Annotated in this window: 21 protein-coding genes; 10 read left to right on the plus strand and 11 right to left on the minus strand. The window is 66.0% G+C overall.

The window, feature by feature from the left end; genetic code table 11:
• Window positions 1-4: 4 nt before the first annotated feature.
• From WFP39_RS06790 to flgB, 11 genes are read right to left on the minus strand one after another with little or no spacing between them, the layout of a single operon-like run.
• Window positions 5-922, minus strand: coding sequence for a flagellin N-terminal helical domain-containing protein (locus tag WFP39_RS06790; RefSeq protein ID WP_336918508.1), 918 nt, complete (start codon window positions 920-922; stop codon window positions 5-7).
• A complete protein-coding gene (gene flgK, locus WFP39_RS06795; protein WP_336918509.1) occupies window positions 919-2,250 on the minus strand; it encodes a flagellar hook-associated protein FlgK in 1,332 nt (443 codons plus the stop codon). The genes WFP39_RS06790 and flgK overlap by 4 nt, the downstream gene beginning before the upstream one ends.
• A gap of 3 nt (window positions 2,251-2,253) precedes the next feature.
• A complete protein-coding gene (locus WFP39_RS06800) occupies window positions 2,254-2,574 on the minus strand; it encodes a rod-binding protein (protein WP_336918511.1) in 321 nt (106 codons plus the stop codon).
• The gene (locus tag WFP39_RS06805; protein WP_336918512.1) at window positions 2,571-3,680 is read right to left on the minus strand and encodes a flagellar basal body P-ring protein FlgI; all 1,110 of its coding nucleotides are present in this window, start codon (window positions 3,678-3,680) and stop codon (window positions 2,571-2,573) included. Before WFP39_RS06805 ends, WFP39_RS06800 begins: the two co-directional genes overlap by 4 nt.
• Window positions 3,680-4,348 carry a flagellar basal body L-ring protein FlgH gene (locus tag WFP39_RS06810; RefSeq protein ID WP_336918513.1) on the minus strand — a complete coding sequence of 223 codons (669 nt, stop codon included), beginning with the start codon at window positions 4,346-4,348 and terminating at the stop codon, window positions 3,680-3,682. Before WFP39_RS06810 ends, WFP39_RS06805 begins: the two co-directional genes overlap by 1 nt.
• Window positions 4,349-4,359: 11 nt before the next feature.
• Entirely contained in the window at window positions 4,360-5,148 is a 789-nt protein-coding gene (flgG, locus tag WFP39_RS06815; protein WP_336918514.1) for a flagellar basal-body rod protein FlgG, read from the minus strand.
• A gap of 32 nt (window positions 5,149-5,180) precedes the next feature.
• Window positions 5,181-5,921 carry a flagellar basal body rod protein FlgF gene (locus tag WFP39_RS06820; protein WP_336918515.1) on the minus strand — a complete coding sequence of 247 codons (741 nt, stop codon included), beginning with the start codon at window positions 5,919-5,921 and terminating at the stop codon, window positions 5,181-5,183.
• Between the two features lie 25 nt (window positions 5,922-5,946).
• Window positions 5,947-6,765: a flagellar hook-basal body protein gene (locus WFP39_RS06825; RefSeq protein WP_336918516.1), complete on the minus strand. Its 819-nt coding sequence runs from the start codon at window positions 6,763-6,765 to the stop codon at window positions 5,947-5,949.
• 13 nt (window positions 6,766-6,778) lie between these two features.
• Complete coding sequence (locus WFP39_RS06830; protein ID WP_336918517.1) at window positions 6,779-7,111, minus strand: flagellar hook assembly protein FlgD; 333 nt, start codon at window positions 7,109-7,111, stop codon at window positions 6,779-6,781.
• Window positions 7,111-7,515: a flagellar basal body rod protein FlgC gene (gene flgC / locus WFP39_RS06835; protein WP_336918518.1), complete on the minus strand. Its 405-nt coding sequence runs from the start codon at window positions 7,513-7,515 to the stop codon at window positions 7,111-7,113. Before flgC ends, WFP39_RS06830 begins: the two co-directional genes overlap by 1 nt.
• 37 nt (window positions 7,516-7,552) lie before the next feature.
• Entirely contained in the window at window positions 7,553-7,900 is a 348-nt protein-coding gene (flgB, locus tag WFP39_RS06840) for a flagellar basal body rod protein FlgB (protein ID WP_336918520.1), read from the minus strand.
• Window positions 7,901-8,091: 191 nt separating this feature from the next.
• Here flgB and WFP39_RS06845 point away from each other — a divergent pair, with 191 nt between their 5' ends.
• The 10 genes from WFP39_RS06845 to WFP39_RS06890 all read left to right on the plus strand — a co-directional run bounded on the left by WFP39_RS06845 (window position 8,092) and on the right by WFP39_RS06890 (window position 15,578).
• The gene (locus WFP39_RS06845; RefSeq protein WP_336918522.1) at window positions 8,092-8,787 is read left to right on the plus strand and encodes a MotA/TolQ/ExbB proton channel family protein; all 696 of its coding nucleotides are present in this window, start codon (window positions 8,092-8,094) and stop codon (window positions 8,785-8,787) included.
• Window positions 8,787-9,263, plus strand: coding sequence for a hypothetical protein (locus WFP39_RS06850; RefSeq protein ID WP_336918523.1), 477 nt, complete (start codon window positions 8,787-8,789; stop codon window positions 9,261-9,263). Before WFP39_RS06845 ends, WFP39_RS06850 begins: the two co-directional genes overlap by 1 nt.
• Window positions 9,264-9,325: 62 nt before the next feature.
• On the plus strand, window positions 9,326-9,886 hold the full coding sequence (locus WFP39_RS06855) for a flagella basal body P-ring formation protein FlgA (protein WP_336918525.1): 561 nt from the start codon (window positions 9,326-9,328) through the stop codon (window positions 9,884-9,886).
• A 79-nt stretch (window positions 9,887-9,965) separates the two neighbouring features.
• Window positions 9,966-10,259: a flagellar biosynthesis anti-sigma factor FlgM gene (locus WFP39_RS06860; RefSeq protein ID WP_336918527.1), complete on the plus strand. Its 294-nt coding sequence runs from the start codon at window positions 9,966-9,968 to the stop codon at window positions 10,257-10,259.
• Window positions 10,259-10,594, plus strand: a complete 336-nt coding sequence (locus tag WFP39_RS06865) for a flagellar protein FlgN (protein WP_336918528.1) — start codon at window positions 10,259-10,261, stop codon at window positions 10,592-10,594. The genes WFP39_RS06860 and WFP39_RS06865 overlap by 1 nt, the downstream gene beginning before the upstream one ends.
• 82 nt (window positions 10,595-10,676) lie before the next feature.
• Window positions 10,677-11,552, plus strand: a complete 876-nt coding sequence (locus WFP39_RS06870; RefSeq protein ID WP_336918529.1) for a transglycosylase SLT domain-containing protein — start codon at window positions 10,677-10,679, stop codon at window positions 11,550-11,552.
• Between the two features lie 66 nt (window positions 11,553-11,618).
• Window positions 11,619-13,673, plus strand: coding sequence for a flagellar biosynthesis protein FlhA (locus WFP39_RS06875; protein WP_336918530.1), 2,055 nt, complete (start codon window positions 11,619-11,621; stop codon window positions 13,671-13,673).
• Window positions 13,670-14,410 carry a sigma-70 family RNA polymerase sigma factor gene (locus WFP39_RS06880; protein WP_336918531.1) on the plus strand — a complete coding sequence of 247 codons (741 nt, stop codon included), beginning with the start codon at window positions 13,670-13,672 and terminating at the stop codon, window positions 14,408-14,410. The genes WFP39_RS06875 and WFP39_RS06880 overlap by 4 nt, the downstream gene beginning before the upstream one ends.
• A gap of 143 nt (window positions 14,411-14,553) precedes the next feature.
• Window positions 14,554-15,045, plus strand: coding sequence for a DUF4402 domain-containing protein (locus WFP39_RS06885; protein WP_336918532.1), 492 nt, complete (start codon window positions 14,554-14,556; stop codon window positions 15,043-15,045).
• Window positions 15,046-15,134: 89 nt separating this feature from the next.
• On the plus strand, window positions 15,135-15,578 hold the full coding sequence (locus WFP39_RS06890; protein ID WP_336918534.1) for a DUF4402 domain-containing protein: 444 nt from the start codon (window positions 15,135-15,137) through the stop codon (window positions 15,576-15,578).
• The last annotated feature ends 48 nt before the right edge of the window (window positions 15,579-15,626 follow it).

Below are 15,626 nucleotides of genomic sequence, written 5' to 3' on the forward strand. Positions count from 1 at the left end.
CCTTTTAGATACGGTCAAACAGGCTGAGCCCGGCGAGGCGGGTGAACCCGGCCTGGCTGGCTTCGAGCACGGTGAGCAATTGCTGCATTTGCGCGATCGTCCCGGCCAGATCGACGCCGCCGGTATCGGCCTTCTGCGTGGCGCGCGATACGGCCTGATCAACCTGCCGATCCTGGATCACCTCGATCCAGGCCAGCCGCGTGCCGACCACGGTCTGCGAACGCGTCAGCGTGTCGAGCGCGTCGTCCAGCCCGGCCATGGCATCCCGCGCTGCGCCAGCCGGATCAGGCGATCCGCCGGTCAGTGCGGTGGAAAGCGTGGCAAGAAATGCGAAGATATCGGTCGGCGCGCCGGCTGCGGTGAAATTGAGCACTTCGGGGCCGGTCAGGCCGCGGGTGATGGCCTGCCCCTGTCCCAGATCGATCGTGCCGCTGGCCGGGCTGCCGATATAGGAAATCACCCCGCCCGCGCCCATTTCATAGGCCTTGCCACTCGCCTCGCCGCCGAACAGCGCATTGCCGCTGGTATCGGGCGAATTGGCGGTCGCCATCAGGCGCAGGCGCAACTGGTCGAGTTCGGCCGCAATGGAGGCGCGTTCGCTGGCACCCACCGTGTCGCTGGCGGCCCAGAGCGCCAGTTCGCGCGCGCGGATAATGTCCGCACCCATCGATTCCAGCGCGCTGGAGACAAGCCCCAGATCCTGCGCGGCGCGGTTCGCATTGCTCGCATCGATTGCGCCCAGCCGGTCGGCCCGGTCGAGACTGCGCAGGCGCGATGCCGCCACCGGATCGTCGGACGAACGCGTCAGGCGCTGCCCGGTGGAAAGCTGCTGCTGCAAGGCTTCGGCCTGTCCGCGCAGATCGCCCATTTTCGAGGTGGTGCGCCGGTAGAAGGCGAGCGTCGAATTGGTAATCGCGGTCATCGCCCGATCCCCAGAATGGTGTCGAAAATCTCGGTCGCGGTTTGCATGATCCGGCCCGATGCCTCGAACATCTGCTGGTAACGCAGCAGATTGGCGGCTTCCTGATCGAGGTCGACGCCCGTTTCGGCCGCCAGAGCGACCGCAGCGGTATCGGCAATGGTGCGCAGGCCATCGCGGGTCACGGTGCGCGCCGCGATCCCGCTCGACAGCTTGAACAGCATGGCATCGGTGGCCGACGATGGCCCGCCATTGGCCAGCGCATCGCGCAGCGCCATCAGATTGCCCGTTTCGCGGCTGCCCGGCGGGGAACCGGCGGGCGCGGTGGCGATCTGGTTGCCGCTGGTCAGCGCCAGCGCAATATCGGCTGCGCCGCTGCCGCTGAAAAAGGGCTGCCCCGCCGATCCATCGGGCGCCGCGCCATTGCCCTGCGCCGTGTTGACGCGGGTGATGAGTAGCGCGGCAATATCGTCCAGCTCGGTGCGCAATTCGCCAATCGCGCGCATCGCCTGCGATCCGCCGACAAGGCTGCCCGATGTCAGGGTGGCCGGCTGGCCCGCCACGGCAAAGGCAAAGCTGCCATCAGGATTGCTGCTGCGCGTGAGCGTGAAGGAATCCACGCCGCTGACCAGCACTTCGCCGCCCAGCCGCACGGTGGCGCGGCCCAGATTGTCGAAGGTGGCAGTGACCCCGGCAATATCCGCCATGCCTTTCAGCAAAGCGTCGCGCTGATCGTGCAGCACCGCCATATTGGTGCTGCCGGGGCCCGCGCGGGCAATCGCGGCATTGGTGCGCGCCAACTCGCCCGCCAGCAGATTGACCTGATCCACCCCTGCATCCGCGCCAAAGATAATATCGGCTTCGGCCACGTCCAGCGCATTGGTGGCAATCTGGAAGGTCTGCGCCAGACGGCGGCCATCCTCCAGCACGGCGGTGCGCAGCGATCCATCGAGCGGGTCGGAAGCAAGGCGCGCCAGGCTGGCTTCGAAATCGACCAGTGCGGGAAAGATCCCCGCCTGCTCCACCGCGGCTTCGGCATTGGTCAGGCCGCGCAATTCGGCATCGGCCCGCGCAAGATCGCCGCCGGTGCGGCGTGCCTCGTTCTGCAGGAACAGCGAATTGGTGCGCAGGATCTGGTCAGGCCGCACCCCCGAAAGCGTGGCGCCCGGTTCCATCGCAATGCCGCCCTTGGCCGCCACTTCGGCCATCGCCAGCGTGCGGCGGGCATAGGTGGGGTTGCTGGAATTGGCGATATTCTGCGCGGTCAGTTCCAGGCCGCTGCGCGCGGCCATCGCCCCGCTCTTGCCGATCAGGAGGAGGTTGCTGGACATGGCTTAATCCCCCTGCTGGCGAAGCTGGCCGGCCAATTGCCGTTCGATCATCGCCGCCATGCCGAAGGTGCCGCGCTGCGATGCGATTTCGGCAAAGTGGTCATCGCGCATGGCGGTGAACTGTTCGATGCCGGGGCCGCCCAGCAGCGCCTGTTCGCCCCCGAAATCAGCGCCTCGCGCCGCGCTCAGCATCTGGCGGATGAAGATCGCCTCGAAGGCCTGCGCCGCCTGCCGCAGCTCATCCGCCTGTGCGGAATTGCCGGCGGCAGGGGGCGCAGGCCGGGCACCGAGGGCCGTGACGCCAGAGGAGACAGGGTTCGTCACAGCACCACCATTTCGGCCTGAAGCGCGCCGGCTTGCTTGAGCGCCTCCAGGATAACCACAAGATCGGATGCACCGACGCCCAGCATATTGAGGGCATCGACCACTTCGGACAGGTTCGCGCCGCCCGGCATCGCGGCCAGACGCACATCGCGTTCGATCACATCGACGGTGCTCGCCTCCTCCAGCGCGGTCTGGCCGCGGCTGAAAGGTTCGGGCTGGATGATGCGCGGCTCTTCCTCGATCCGCACCACCAGCCGCCCGTGGCTGATCGCCGCCGGCGCCAGGCGCACCGCCGAATTGATAACCACCGTGCCTGTGCGGCTGTTGACGATCACGCGCGCCGGGGTCTGTGCGGGGGACACTTCAAGCATCTCGATCTGCGAGATCATCTCGGCCCGTGCATCGCCGCCATAGGGCATCACGATCGACAGCGTCACCGCGTCGACCACCCGCGCGGCACCGGGGAAGCGATAATTGATCGCATCGCGCATCCGCGACGCGGTCTGGAAATCGGCATTGTGCAGGTGAAAGCGCAGCTCGCCCGCCTGATCAAACCCAGTGGCTACTTCGCGCTCCACCGTCGCGCCATCGGCAATGCGGCCCACCGTTGGGACATTCACCGTCACCTGGCTGCCGTCGCGGCCCGACACGCCCAGCCCGCCCACGGCCAGATTGCCCTGCGCCATCGCGTAAATCTGCCCGTCAGCGCCGGTCAGCGGGGTCAGCACCAGCGTGCCGCCGCGCAAGCTGCGCGCACGGCCAATGGTGGACACGGTTACATCAATCGTCTGACCCGGCTTGGCAAAGGCGGGCAGTTCGGCGGTGATGATGACAGCGGCCGCGTTCTTCAGCCCCGGCGACACACCCGGCGGCAGGGTCAGCCCCAGCCGCCCCGACACACCGCGCATGGCCTGTGTCAGATATTCGAAATTGTCATCGCCGGTGCCGTCCAGCCCCACCACTATGCCATAACCGGTCAGCTGGTTGGGCCGCACGCCATCGAACGCCCCCAGATCGCGCACGCGCTGCACTTGCGCATGGGCCGGCTGCGCCACGATGAAGGCAGCAAACAGCGCAAAGGCAAGGCTGAACAACAGGCGGCGCATCAGAACGGGCTCACCATGTTGAAGAACCGGCTCAGCCAGCCGGGGCGGCTCGCCTGCTGGATCGCGCCGCGCCCGCCATAGATGATCTGCGCATCGGCAATCTGGGTGGAAAGCACACGGTTGTTCACATCAATGTCGGCCAGTCGCAGGATTCCGGAAAACTGCACCCATTCATCGCCCTGGCTCAATTGCATTTGCCGTTCTCCAACCACCAGCGCAGTGCCGTTCGACCGCACTTCCGCGATAGTGACCGCGATGGCGCCGTTGAGCGTGCTGCGCTGCGAAGCATTGCCCTGTCCATTGAACGACGCTTCGGCCGCGGCATTAAGGGCATCGGGGTTGAGGAACGACAGAAGACCGGCAGTAGGCGGCTCGATTCCGGCATTGCCAGCGCGGTTGGTGCGTGCGCTGGTGCTCTTGGATGCGCCAAGGCTTTCCACCAGCATCACGGTGACCAGATCGCCCACGCGGCGCGCACGCGTGCCTTCGTGCAGGCCGGTATAGCCATTGGCCGCCTGAAAGATCGCGCCATTGGCAGGCGCGGAAAAGCCGGGTGCGGGCGGCGGCGGCAGCGCAGGGTCGAACCCGGCGCGGCGGGTGCCGCCTTCCATGCCGCAGGCGGCGGTGGCAAGGCTCAGTGCGGCAATGGCGGCAATTCGCAGGACCATCGGTTTCACCCTCACAGCGTCTGGTTGGCGTTGCGCAGCATTTCGTCGACCGCGCTGATCATCTTGGAATTGATTTCGTAGGCGCGCTGGGTGGCGATCATGTCGACCAGTTCCTCCACCACGTTCACGTTGGATGCTTCCAGCATGCCCTGCCGGATCTGCCCGCGCCCGACTTCGCCCGGCGCGCCCACATCGGCCGCTCCGCTGGCGGCGGTTTCGAGCAGCAGGTTGTCGCCGCGCGCCTGAAGCCCGGCGGGGTTGATGAAGCTGGCGATGGTAATCTGGCCCAGTTCAGCCGGAGCAGTTTCGCCATCGACAACCGCGGTAACGGTGCCATCCGCGCCCACGCTGATCGATTGCGCGCCTTGCGGGATCTGGATCGCGGGCACCAGCGGATAACCTTGCGCGGTGACCAGCGTGCCTTCGGCGGACATGCTGAAATTGCCCGCGCGGGTATAGGCAGTCTGCCCGCCGGGCAATTCCACCTGGAAGTAACCGTCGCCGTCGAGCGCCAGGTCGAGCGAATTGCCCGTGGTGTTGAGCGAGCCTTGCGTCTGAATGCGCGTGGTGCCCTGCACCGCCACGCCGGTGCCCAGATTGAGGCCGATGGCATAGGCGTTGTCCCCGCCCGAACGCTGGCCTGCCACGCGCGCATCGTCATAGGCGAGCGTCTGGAAATCGGCGCGGTCGCGCTTGAAGCCGGTGGTGCCGATATTGGCAAGATTGTGCGCGATCACGCGCATCCGGGTGTCCTGCGCTTCAAGGCCGGTGCGGGCAATCTGGAGGGCAGAAATGGGCATGGTTGGTTCCTTTCAGTCCCGCTCTGGGTGTCTTACGAGAGCGACATCAGCCGCGTGCTCGACTGGTCGAGCTGTTCGGCGGTGGAGAGAAGCTTGGTGCGGCGTTCGAAGCTGCGCTGCGCCTCGATCATGTCGACCAGCGTGGCGGCGGTATCGACATTGCTGCCTTCCAGCGCGCCGGTTACCAGCGTGGCGGTGGGATCGGCAGGCAGAATGCCGCCGCCGGGCACGCGCAGCACATTGTCCAGCCCCTTGACCAGTGGGCTGCCGGCGGGATTGGCGAGCTTGATGCGGCCGACAAGTTCCGCCGGCACATCGGGCGCGGCGGGGTCGGCAGCGTAAACACCGCCATCCTGGGCGATCGAAATGGCCCAGCCCGGCGGCACCACCAGCGGTCCCGCCTCGGCCATTACGGCAAGGCCGTCACCGTTCAGCAGGCGGCCGTCCGGCTCGATCCGCAAATCGCCGCGCCTTGTGTAGACTTCGCTGCCATCGGCGGCTTGCAACGCCATCAGCGCATCGCCGCCCAGCGCCACATCGAGCGTGCGCCCGGTCTGCATCACCGTGCCCGCCGACATATCCGCCCCGCGCACCGCGCCCTGCGCCAGCCCGCGCACATCCAGGCTTTCGCTGCGCAGGCGCAGATTGGACACGCTGAAGGTTTCCGCGCGGAAACCCGGCGTGCTGACATTGGCAAGGTTGTTCGCCACCGCCCGCTGGCGGTTCATCGCGGCATCGACGCCGGTCAGCGCGGTATAGATCAGGCGGTCCATCGCATGGCTCCCGTCAGGTTAGGGATCAGCTGCGCAGGTTGATGATCGTCTGCGCAAACTGGGTGGCGGTATCGATGGCCTTGGCATTGGCCTGGAAATTGCGCTGGGCGGTGATCAGGCCCACCATTTCTTCGGCCAGATCGACGTTGGAGCGTTCGAGAGCGCCCGCCAGCAATTGCCCGTTGCGGCCATTGCCGGGCAGTTCGTAACTTGCCGTGCCCGAAAAGCCGGTGGCTTCCCAATTGGTCGAGCCAACCGGGCGCAAGCCTGTGGGAGCGACAAAAGTGGCCAGCGCCACACGCCCGACCGGCTCGGCCGTCCCGTCGGCATAGGCGGCAAAGATCAGGCCGTTCTTTTCGATTGTGATGCTGGCAAGGTCCGATCCGGCGCCGTTGCTGGTGGGGATTATGGCATCCACCCGCGTACCCGGATTGACCACTGCGCCGGTGGAATCAACTTCGAACACCTGCAGGCGCTTGCCCGAAAAATCGGTAACGGCACCGGCCGCATCGATCTGGAAACTGCCGTTGCGGGTGAACAGGATCTGCCCGCTTTCGACATTGCGCGTGGCAAAGAAACCGTCCCCGTCGATCGCGATATCGAGGCTGCGCCCGGTCTGCTCGATCGCGCCGAGGCCGAAGCTCTGGTTGATGCCCGCAACCGTCGCGCCGATCCCCTGCGTCATGCGCGGATTGGCGGCCGAACCGGACGAGACGATGTCGGCGAATTCCACATTGCTCTTCTTGAAGCCGGTGGTTTCGGCATTGGCGATGTTGTGGGCGATGGTCGAAAGGTCGGTCTGCGAATTCTTCAGGCCGTTCAGCGAGGTGTAGAACGAGGTCATGGCGGGGTGCTCCTCAGCTTGCGGAAGTTTGAGTGGCGGGATTGGCGGCGGCTTTCTGTACCTGGATCAGCGCGTCGAGCTTGCCTGAGATATCGGCCAGAGTGGCGTTGGTTTCGGTAGAGCCGGCCAGCGTGGAGAACTGCGCCATCTGCGCCAGCATCTCCTTGTTATCGACCGGGGCGAGCGGGTCCTGCTGCTGCAACTGGGTGACCAGCAGCTTCAGGAAATCGCCCTGATCAAGAGCGCCAAGCCCCGTCTTTGCCCGTGCGGAGGGGTTCACGGCGGGGCCGGAATTGATCGCCTTCAGGCTGTCAGTCAGCCCGGAATTGCCGGTAATCGTGGTCATCACTTGCTCCTCAGCGTTTCGAGCATCAGCTGCTTGGCGGTGTTCATCGCTTCGACCAGGTTCTGGTACTGGCGGGCGCTCTCCATGATCTCGACCATCTCGGCGGTTTCATCGACGGGCGCTTCCCACACATCGCCATTGGCATCGGCGAGCGGGTGATCGGGGTCGTGGCGGCGGGTGGGCGCCACATCGGCGCGGCGCACTTCGGATACGCGCACGCTGGACAGGCCGCTTGTGGCATCGAGTTCCTGCTGGAACACCGCGCGCACCGGACGGTAGGCGGCCTGTTCGCTCGATGCGACCGAACCGGCATTGGCAATATTGCTCGCCGCTGCATTCATGCGCACCATCTGCGCGGACATGCCGCGCTGGACCATGCCGAACAGGGTCATTTGGCCGCTCATGTGGGTTGTCCTATCGCTTCGCTACTTGAGGACATGCCTATTCGCCTTTCAGCGCGCGGGTGATGGTTTCCACCCGGCCGTTGAGAAAGGAGAGCGTGGCCGAATAGGCGACCGCGTTTTCGGCAAAGGCCATCTGCTCGTTCGCCAGTTCCACCGTATTGCCATCCATGCTGGGCATGGTGGGGATGCGGTAACGGGTGGCGGTTGCAAACGCCGCGTCGCGGCCCGCGCCATTGGTGCGCGCGTTCAGCGCAGCGGCAAAATCGATGTCGCGCGCCTTGTATCCGGGTGTTGCCGCATTGGCGATATTGCCTGCGATCAGGCCCATGCGGTGCGAGCGCAATTCCAGCGCCGCACCGTGTATGCCGAACAGCCTTTCGCTCATATCTGCCTCCACACAAGGGTTTCCGGCGGATGATCAGCAAACACTGTGCCAATTGCGCTCTGCGGCGCGGAATGCCCCTCGAAGGCGCGCAAGCCGGCAAGCCCCTGCCGCGTGTCCGGCAAATTTGTGCCGCACCTTAATTTCGCCCTGCGGATGTCCGTTCTGCCCGCTGGCGAAGGAGTTTTCTGGCGATGGATGTGACGGCCCTCTTGGACCCCACCGGCGCGGTTATCGTGCTGGGCGGAACGCTATTGGCGACCTGCGTGGGCAGCGGACGGCGTGAGCTGGCCGCGGCCCTGCGCTGCGCAGGGCAATTGTTCATTCGCCCGTTCCGCTTTGAAACCGCGCGCGCCGAAATTGCCCGCGATGTCGAGGAATTGCGTGTGGACGGCGTGCTGCGGTCTGGCCCGTTTCACAGTTCGGACAGCGAAATTGCCACCGCCACCCGCGCCATGATCCGCGACCGTTCGCTCGCCTCGCTCATCGCCGCACATGAACGATTCCGCACGCAGCGCACAAGGCTGCGCGCGCTTGCGCTGCGCCCCATCCGGCTGGCAGCGGAAATGGCCCCGGTGTTCGGCATGGCGGGGACATTGTTCGCCCTCTCGCAAATGGATCACGATCCGGCCGCTGGCGGGCTGATAATGGACGGAATCGGAATCGCCATCGTCACCACGCTGTATGGCCTCATGCTGGCGCATCTGGTGCTGCATCCTCTTGCCAGCCTGATCGCCCGGCGCGGTGCGGCAGAGGAGGAAGAACGGCAAATGCTGATCGACTGGATGACGCGGCAATTGTCGGGAACAGTGCCGCCCTCTGCACCGCGACAGGGCGAACACGCGTCACCGCTGCCACGTGCCCGCACCCGGCTGGAACGGGTGGTGTGATGCCGGGTTCCTCAAGCGCGCATCCTGGCTTTCGCGACATGGGCAGCGCCTGGCTGGTGCCATTGGCCGATCTGTCGATGATCCTGTACATTATCACTGCCGCCGCGCTCAGCGCGCAGAACCATTCGCCGCCGCAGGAAAATATGCGGGAAGGCGGCTTTGCCCAAGGTGCGGCGATGGCGGTGTTCGTGGATGCTCCGGGCGGCCCTTCTCTGGCCGATTGGCTTGCCACCCGCCGACCCGGCCCCGGCGAATTGCTGACGGTGGAGGCGCGCTATGCGCCCGGAGATCGGAACCGAACAGCGCAACGAGCAGATGAACTGGCCGCCGCAGCACTTGCCGCCGGGGTGGAACCGCGCGTGATCATGCAGGCCGCCCCGGCAGGCGCCACCCGCTCGACGCTGCAAGCCGTCATCGCGCATGATGCCGATCCGCCCTTGCCGACACCCACGGCCACACCCACTCCCGCGCGCTAACTGGCACAGCCCTTGCTTGAAACGGAGCAGAGATGATCCGTCTGCTCAAGGAGTCTTCGCCCATGAAGCCCCGTCTTGCCCTGTTGCCGGCCCTGGCTCTGGCCGCTCTGCCCTCCGCGCTCGCAGCGCAAGCGGGCGGCTTTGCCGATCCCGCCGCGATCGACGCAGAAATTGCCGCCTTTACCGGTGCCCCGGCGGGAAGCCCCGGCGGTGCGCGCCATCCGGTGGATCGGCGCCTGCGTATGGCCGCCTGTCCGCAGCCGCTCGCGCTTGCCTGGCATGGCCGCCGCGCAGACATGGTGCGGGTGGAATGTCCCGCGATTGCCGGCTGGCAGATATTCGTGCCGGTCAACGCCGCCGCTTCGCCCGCCACCGCCATTGCCGCTGCCCGCCCCGTTCCCGTGGTGGAGCGCGGCCAGATCCTGACCGTAGCAGTGGAAGGACGCGGCTTTTCGGTGACGCAGCAGGCCGAAGCACTGGAAGCCGGCGCCATTGGCGACTGGATCCGCGTGCGCCCCGATGCCCAGCGCGGCGCCACGGCCACGGCGCGCACGGGCAGCAATCGCGAACCCCTCCGCGCCCGCATCACGCATCCGGGCCGCGCCGTGATTCCGGTGGGCTGAGAAAAATCCTTAAGGCAACCCTTAAACACCCCTGCGCAGAACCGTCCTTCGCAGCAGAAAGGAATATAGGAGCGAGCTAATGGCCCTCTACGACGTCAACCGCCTTAACGGCCCCGGCGCGTTGCGCAGCGTGGCGCGCGACCTTGCAGGCGAACGGCCCGAAGAAAAGCCCGCCGCAACTTCGGCTTCCGCCCCGGCTGACAAGGGCGTGGCGGTGGAGACCGCCTCGCGCATCGCCGCCGGAAGCGCGCCGGTGGACAAGGACCGCGTGGCCGAAATCCGCGCCGCCCTGCGTGATGGCAATTACCCGCTGGTGCCCACCCGCATTTCCGATGCGATCATTGCCGCGCGCCTGATGTTGAGCACGAACTGATGACCGCCGAAACCTCTTCGCCAGCATTGTCCCTGGCGGAATCGCTGCGGCAAATGCTTGCCGTTCTGGAAACCGAGCGGCAGGCGCTTGCCGCCATGGATGTGGACGCGCTGGTGCTGTGCACCGGTTCCAAATCGGCCTTGTTGAGCGAGCTGGAAGATTGCCGCCCGCCCGTCATCGATGCCGAATGTCGCAGCCTGCTGGAAGCCGCGCGCCATCAGAACGAGGTGAATCGCAAGATCCGCAACCTGCTGGCAGCCAATGTTGCGGCACGGCTCGACGCGCTGACCCGCCAACCCGGCCTGTATCGCGCCCCACAGGCCCGCATCGCCTGATCCCTTGATCCCGTCAGGGGCGTGAAATGGCACGCATCTTGCTGAGTTTCTGGCGAAGGAAACCGGCAAAAAGGTGCAAGCGATGAGCGATCCGGCCACGACAGTGCAGAGCGCGCCAGCGGCCAGACCTGCGGGGACTGGCAATACGCAAGCCGCGATTGCCCGCGCGGCGCGCGCAACGGGCGTCGATTTCTCCTATCTGCTGGCACAGGCGCGCGTGGAATCGGGCCTCGATCCGCAGGCCCGCGCGCGCACATCCAGCGCAACCGGCCTGTTCCAGTTCATCGACCAGACCTGGCTTTCCACACTCGACCGACATGGGGAGCGGCTGGGCCTTGGGCATCTTGCCGATGCCATATCCACATCCGGCGGACGCGCGCGGGTAACCGATCCCACCTTGCGCGGGCAAATCCTGGCGCTGCGCAATGATCCTGAAATCGCCAGCCTGATGGCAGGCGCGCTGGCTGGGGACAACCGCGAAGCCCTGCTGCCCGTGTTGGGACGCGAGCCTGACCATGCCGAACTGTATCTCGCACATTTCCTGGGGGCCGAAGGTTCCGCCCGCCTGCTATCCACGCTGGGCCACAGCCCCGACACGCCCGCCGCCGCGATCCTGCCGCAGGCCGCGCGCGCCAACCGGGCGATCTTCTTCGAGCAATCGGGCGCCCCGCGCTCGGTAGCGGGAGTGATGGATGTGGTGCGCGCCAAGGTTGACCGGGCGATGGCGCAAGGCGGCGTCGTTCCCGAAGGCTATGCCGCTGGCGCGCGGATTGCGGGGCAATGGCCCCCGCCCAGCCTGCCCGCCGTGGCTCAGGCCCTGCCTGCATCCGCGCCCCGCCCAACCATGGCGGATACTCTGGAGAAGAGTTTCGGCCTGTCGGACGCGAGCAGTCAGGCTCCCGCCGGCCTTGCCCATATCCGCCGGGCCTATGCCCGCCTGTCCGCCTTTGGCCTGTAAGAAAGCGAGCGTGCGCGCATGAAGCTGCCTTTCGCCCCGTCGGCCCTTGCCCTGCCCGTTGGCATCATGACCTTGATCGCCATGATGGTGCTGCCCATCCCCACGCTGATGCTGGACGCGTTTTTCGTGTTCAACATCGCGCTGTCGATCGGCATCCTGATGGCGGCGCTCAATGCGAAAAAGCCGCTCGATTTCTCGGCCTTTCCGACTGTGCTGCTGTTCGCCACGCTGCTGCGCCTCGCGCTCAATGTCGCGTCCACCCGCGTGGTGCTGGTCAACGGGCACGAGGGCGAGGCCGCAGCGGGCCAGGTGATCGAGGCCTTTGCCGCCTTCCTTGTGGGCGGCAATTTCGCCGTGGGCCTGTTCGTGTTCGTCATCCTGATGATCATCAACATGGTGGTGATCACCAAGGGCGCGGGCCGCGTGTCCGAAGTGTCCGCCCGCTTCACGCTGGATGCCTTGCCGGGCAAGCAGATGGCGATCGACGCCGATATCGCCGCCGGGCTGATGACGGCCGAGGAAGCCAAGGCCCGCCGCGCCGAAGTGGCGACCGAGGCGGATTTTTACGGTGCGATGGATGGTTCCTCCAAATTCGTGAAAGGCGATGCGATTGCCGCGCTGCTGATCCTGGGCGTCAATATCATTGCCGGTTTTGCGCTGGGGATGATCAGCCACGGTCTGTCCGCAGCCGAAGCGGCGCAGGTCTATATTACGCTGGCCGTGGGCGATGCGCTGGTGGCGCAGGTGCCTGCGCTGCTGCTGTCGATCGCCGCGGCGGCCATTGTCACCCGCGTCAACGACCAGAGCGATCTGGTGGGGCAGATTTCGCGGCAGTTCTCCGCGCCGGGCAGCTGGTTGCCGGTGGCGCTGGTGCTGGGCGCGATCGGGCTGGTGCCCGCCATGCCACAGATGATCTTCCTGCCCGCTGCCGCGCTCGCCTTCTGGCTCTACCGCGTGCTGAAAAAGCATCTGGACGCAAGTCCCGTGCTGGACGTCGCACCGGTGGAACCGGTCGATGCGCAGCGCATCGAGATTTCCGATGTCAGTGACCAGACACTGGTCACGCTGGAGGTCGGGTTTGGCCTGGTGCATCTGGTGGAGGAAGCCAAAGGCTCCCCCCTCGTCACCCGCATCACCGGAGTGCGCAAGCAATTGTCGCAGACCTTCGGCTTTGTCGTGCCGCAATTCCGCATCCGGGATTCGCTCGAACTGCCCGCCAATGCCTATCGCATCGTGGTGGGCGGGGTGGAACTGGCACGGGCGGAGGCGCGGCCCGACTGCATCCTCGCCATCGACACCGGCGAAGTCCGCCCCGGCCACGGCCTGGTGGGCGATGCCACGCGCGATCCCAGCTTTGGCTGCCCCGCGCTGTGGCTGCCGCTGGCCGAACGCGACCACGCGATTGCCGAAGGGTTCCTGACGGTGGACGCCGCCACGGTCATCGCGACGCATCTCAACCAGTTGCTGCTGGCCCGCGCCGATCAGATGCTGGGGCCGGAGGAAGTGCGCAGCCTGCTCGATGGCTTGCGCGAAAAATCGCCCGGCCTGGTGGAGGCGGTGCATCCCGATCCGCTTTCGCTCGCGGCGCTCACCCGTCTTTTGCGGCAATTGCTGGCCGACGGGATCAGCCTGGCGCACCCGCTGCCGATCCTGTCCAGCCTGGCGATTGGCTTGCAAACCACGCGCGAATTCGATCCGCTGGTCGACCATATCCGCGCCGATCTGGGCGGCTGGCTGGTGGGGCAGATCTGCCCGCCCGATCAGGTGCTGGGCGTGCTCACGCTGGATGCCGCGCTCGAAAGCGCGATCATCGGCGGGATGCGCGATCCGGGCACCGGGCAACCGGTGATAGAGCCGGATTGCGCCCGCATGATTGCCGATAACGTAAACTCTGCTCTCGCCGCGCAGGCCGATGGCCGCGCGCTGGCGCTGATCGTGCAGCCGCCTGCGCGCCGTGCTCTGGCCAATCTGCTGCGCCAGCGCGCGCCGCATTGCCTGGTGCTGTCGATTGCCGAACTGCCCGCCACCCAGCCGGTGGAAGTGGTGGCGGTAATCGGCGGCCAGCAGTCTCCCCCGCCCGCCCTTTCCGACAACAGTGACACGCAAGCGATGGCCGCATGAAGCACGACCATTACTCCTTTGCCGGCAGAACCGGCTCCGTATCCGCGGCTTACGGCGCGCAGGACATCGTGGCCGACCGCATCCGCCGCTTTATGCCTATGGTGAAAAAGGCCGCATGGCATATCCACGGCACCGGGCGCGAGGGGCTGGAGATCGAGGATCTGGTGCAGGCAGGTTATATCGCGCTGACCGAATGCGCGCGCAACCATACCGGCCCGACCGAGGATGGCTTTGCCGCCTATGCCAAGATCCGCGTGCGCGGGGCGATGTTCGATCTGGTGCGCAAGCAATTGCCCAGCAGCCGCGCCGCAATCCGCCGTCGCCGCGAAATTGACGCTGCGCGAGTTGCGCTGCGTCAGAAACTGGGGCGCGAGCCGGGCGATGCCGAACTGGCCGCGCATCTGGACATCTCGCCTGCCGATCTGGCGGCGGCGGATGCCGCGCAGGTTCACCTGTCGCCGCTGGACGAAGCGTATGACGACCATTCTGCCGCCTTTGCCACCGATCTGCCCGATCCCTTTGCCGTCTTGTGCGAACTGGAGGACGCCGCCCGGCTCACACGGGCCATGCACGAATTGCCCGAAAGGCTGCAACTGGTGCTGCAACTCTATTTTGTGGAAGAACTGAACCTTACCGAAATCGCAGAAGTGCTGGAAGTCAGCGTGCCGCGCGTCCACCAATTGAAGACACAGGCACTGGTCAAGTTGCGCGACCTGATGCAGGAAGGCAGCGACTAGGCAAATTTCAGGGGACGGCAGTGGGCCTGATCGGGGCGGGGGAAGCGAGTGAGGCAGCAGCAACCTGCCCGCGTCCGCCGGGACGCCTTTTGACCCTGCCGGCACTGCTTGCACTGCTGGCAGGGTTGTGCCTTCCCGGTTCGATGCCGCTCGCCAACACGCCGCAAATCTCCGTTGTGCCCGAAAGCGAATTGAGCTTTGGCACGTTCATGGTGTTTGGCAGCGGCAGCCGCAGCATCAGCCCCGCAGGAACGGTCAGCGATATCGGGATAGTCGCGCTGGAAGGGCGACCGACCGGGCCCGCGCGCTTCACTATCAGCTATGACCGCGGCAACCAGAGCCGCAATGCGATGGAGCTGGAACTCGAAGTCGTCATCAGCGTTCCTGCTCAAGCCCGCATGGGGGGCGTGGAGGCGCGCCTGTCCGCGGTTGAAACCGATCTCCCAGGGGCAATGCGTATTACGCCGGGGCGCCCGTTCCGGCTAGTCATCAGTGATTGCCGGACACGCATATGCAGCCGCACATTCCAGGTAGGAGGAAGACTCGATGTGACGCGCCATTTCGGTGGCGCGCAGCTTGTCCTGCCCATTCCGGTGGATGTCCGCGTGATCGCAATCGACCGGCGCGGGGTTTAGCGTCAGCACTTGCGCTGGGCATCTGCTTCAACAGCCAGCCTGCCGTCTTCGCTCAGGATGCCAGCGCCACCGGCACGGCCAGCGCGCAGGTGATCCGTCCGATCCGCGCGGTAAGCGTTGCCGACCTGTCCTTTGGCCGGCTCGCGCTGGCGATGGGTGGTGCCGGGGGCGGCACGGTCACAATCGATCCGCGCGGGGGACCGGGTGCCTACTCCGGCGTCGTGCGACCAGCTTGCGGTGCCGAGCCGTCCTGCCTGCCTCACCCGGCACGCTTTGCAGTGAGCGGGGAGCCGGGCCGCAGCTACCGCGTCCTATTGCCCGACACGGTGGAAGCACGCGGCCAACGCAGCGCCGCCCGGCTGACGGTGCACGCGCTGTCGCTGCACAGCGTGGCGAGCGCGGGAACAGCATCCGGCCTACTCGACGCCGAGGGAGAGGGAGCGTTTTCGGTAGGCGGCACATTGACTGTCGGCGCGTTGGCTTCACCCGATATTTACCATGCCAGCGTGCCGGTAACTGTGACATACGATTGAGGATGTGGCCCTAAGAGCATGGGGCAGCGTGACTTTTTTCGTTCGGTC

It is taken from the genome of Alteraurantiacibacter lauratis, assembly GCF_037154155.1.
GTDB classification, from domain to species: domain Bacteria; phylum Pseudomonadota; class Alphaproteobacteria; order Sphingomonadales; family Sphingomonadaceae; genus Alteraurantiacibacter; species Alteraurantiacibacter lauratis.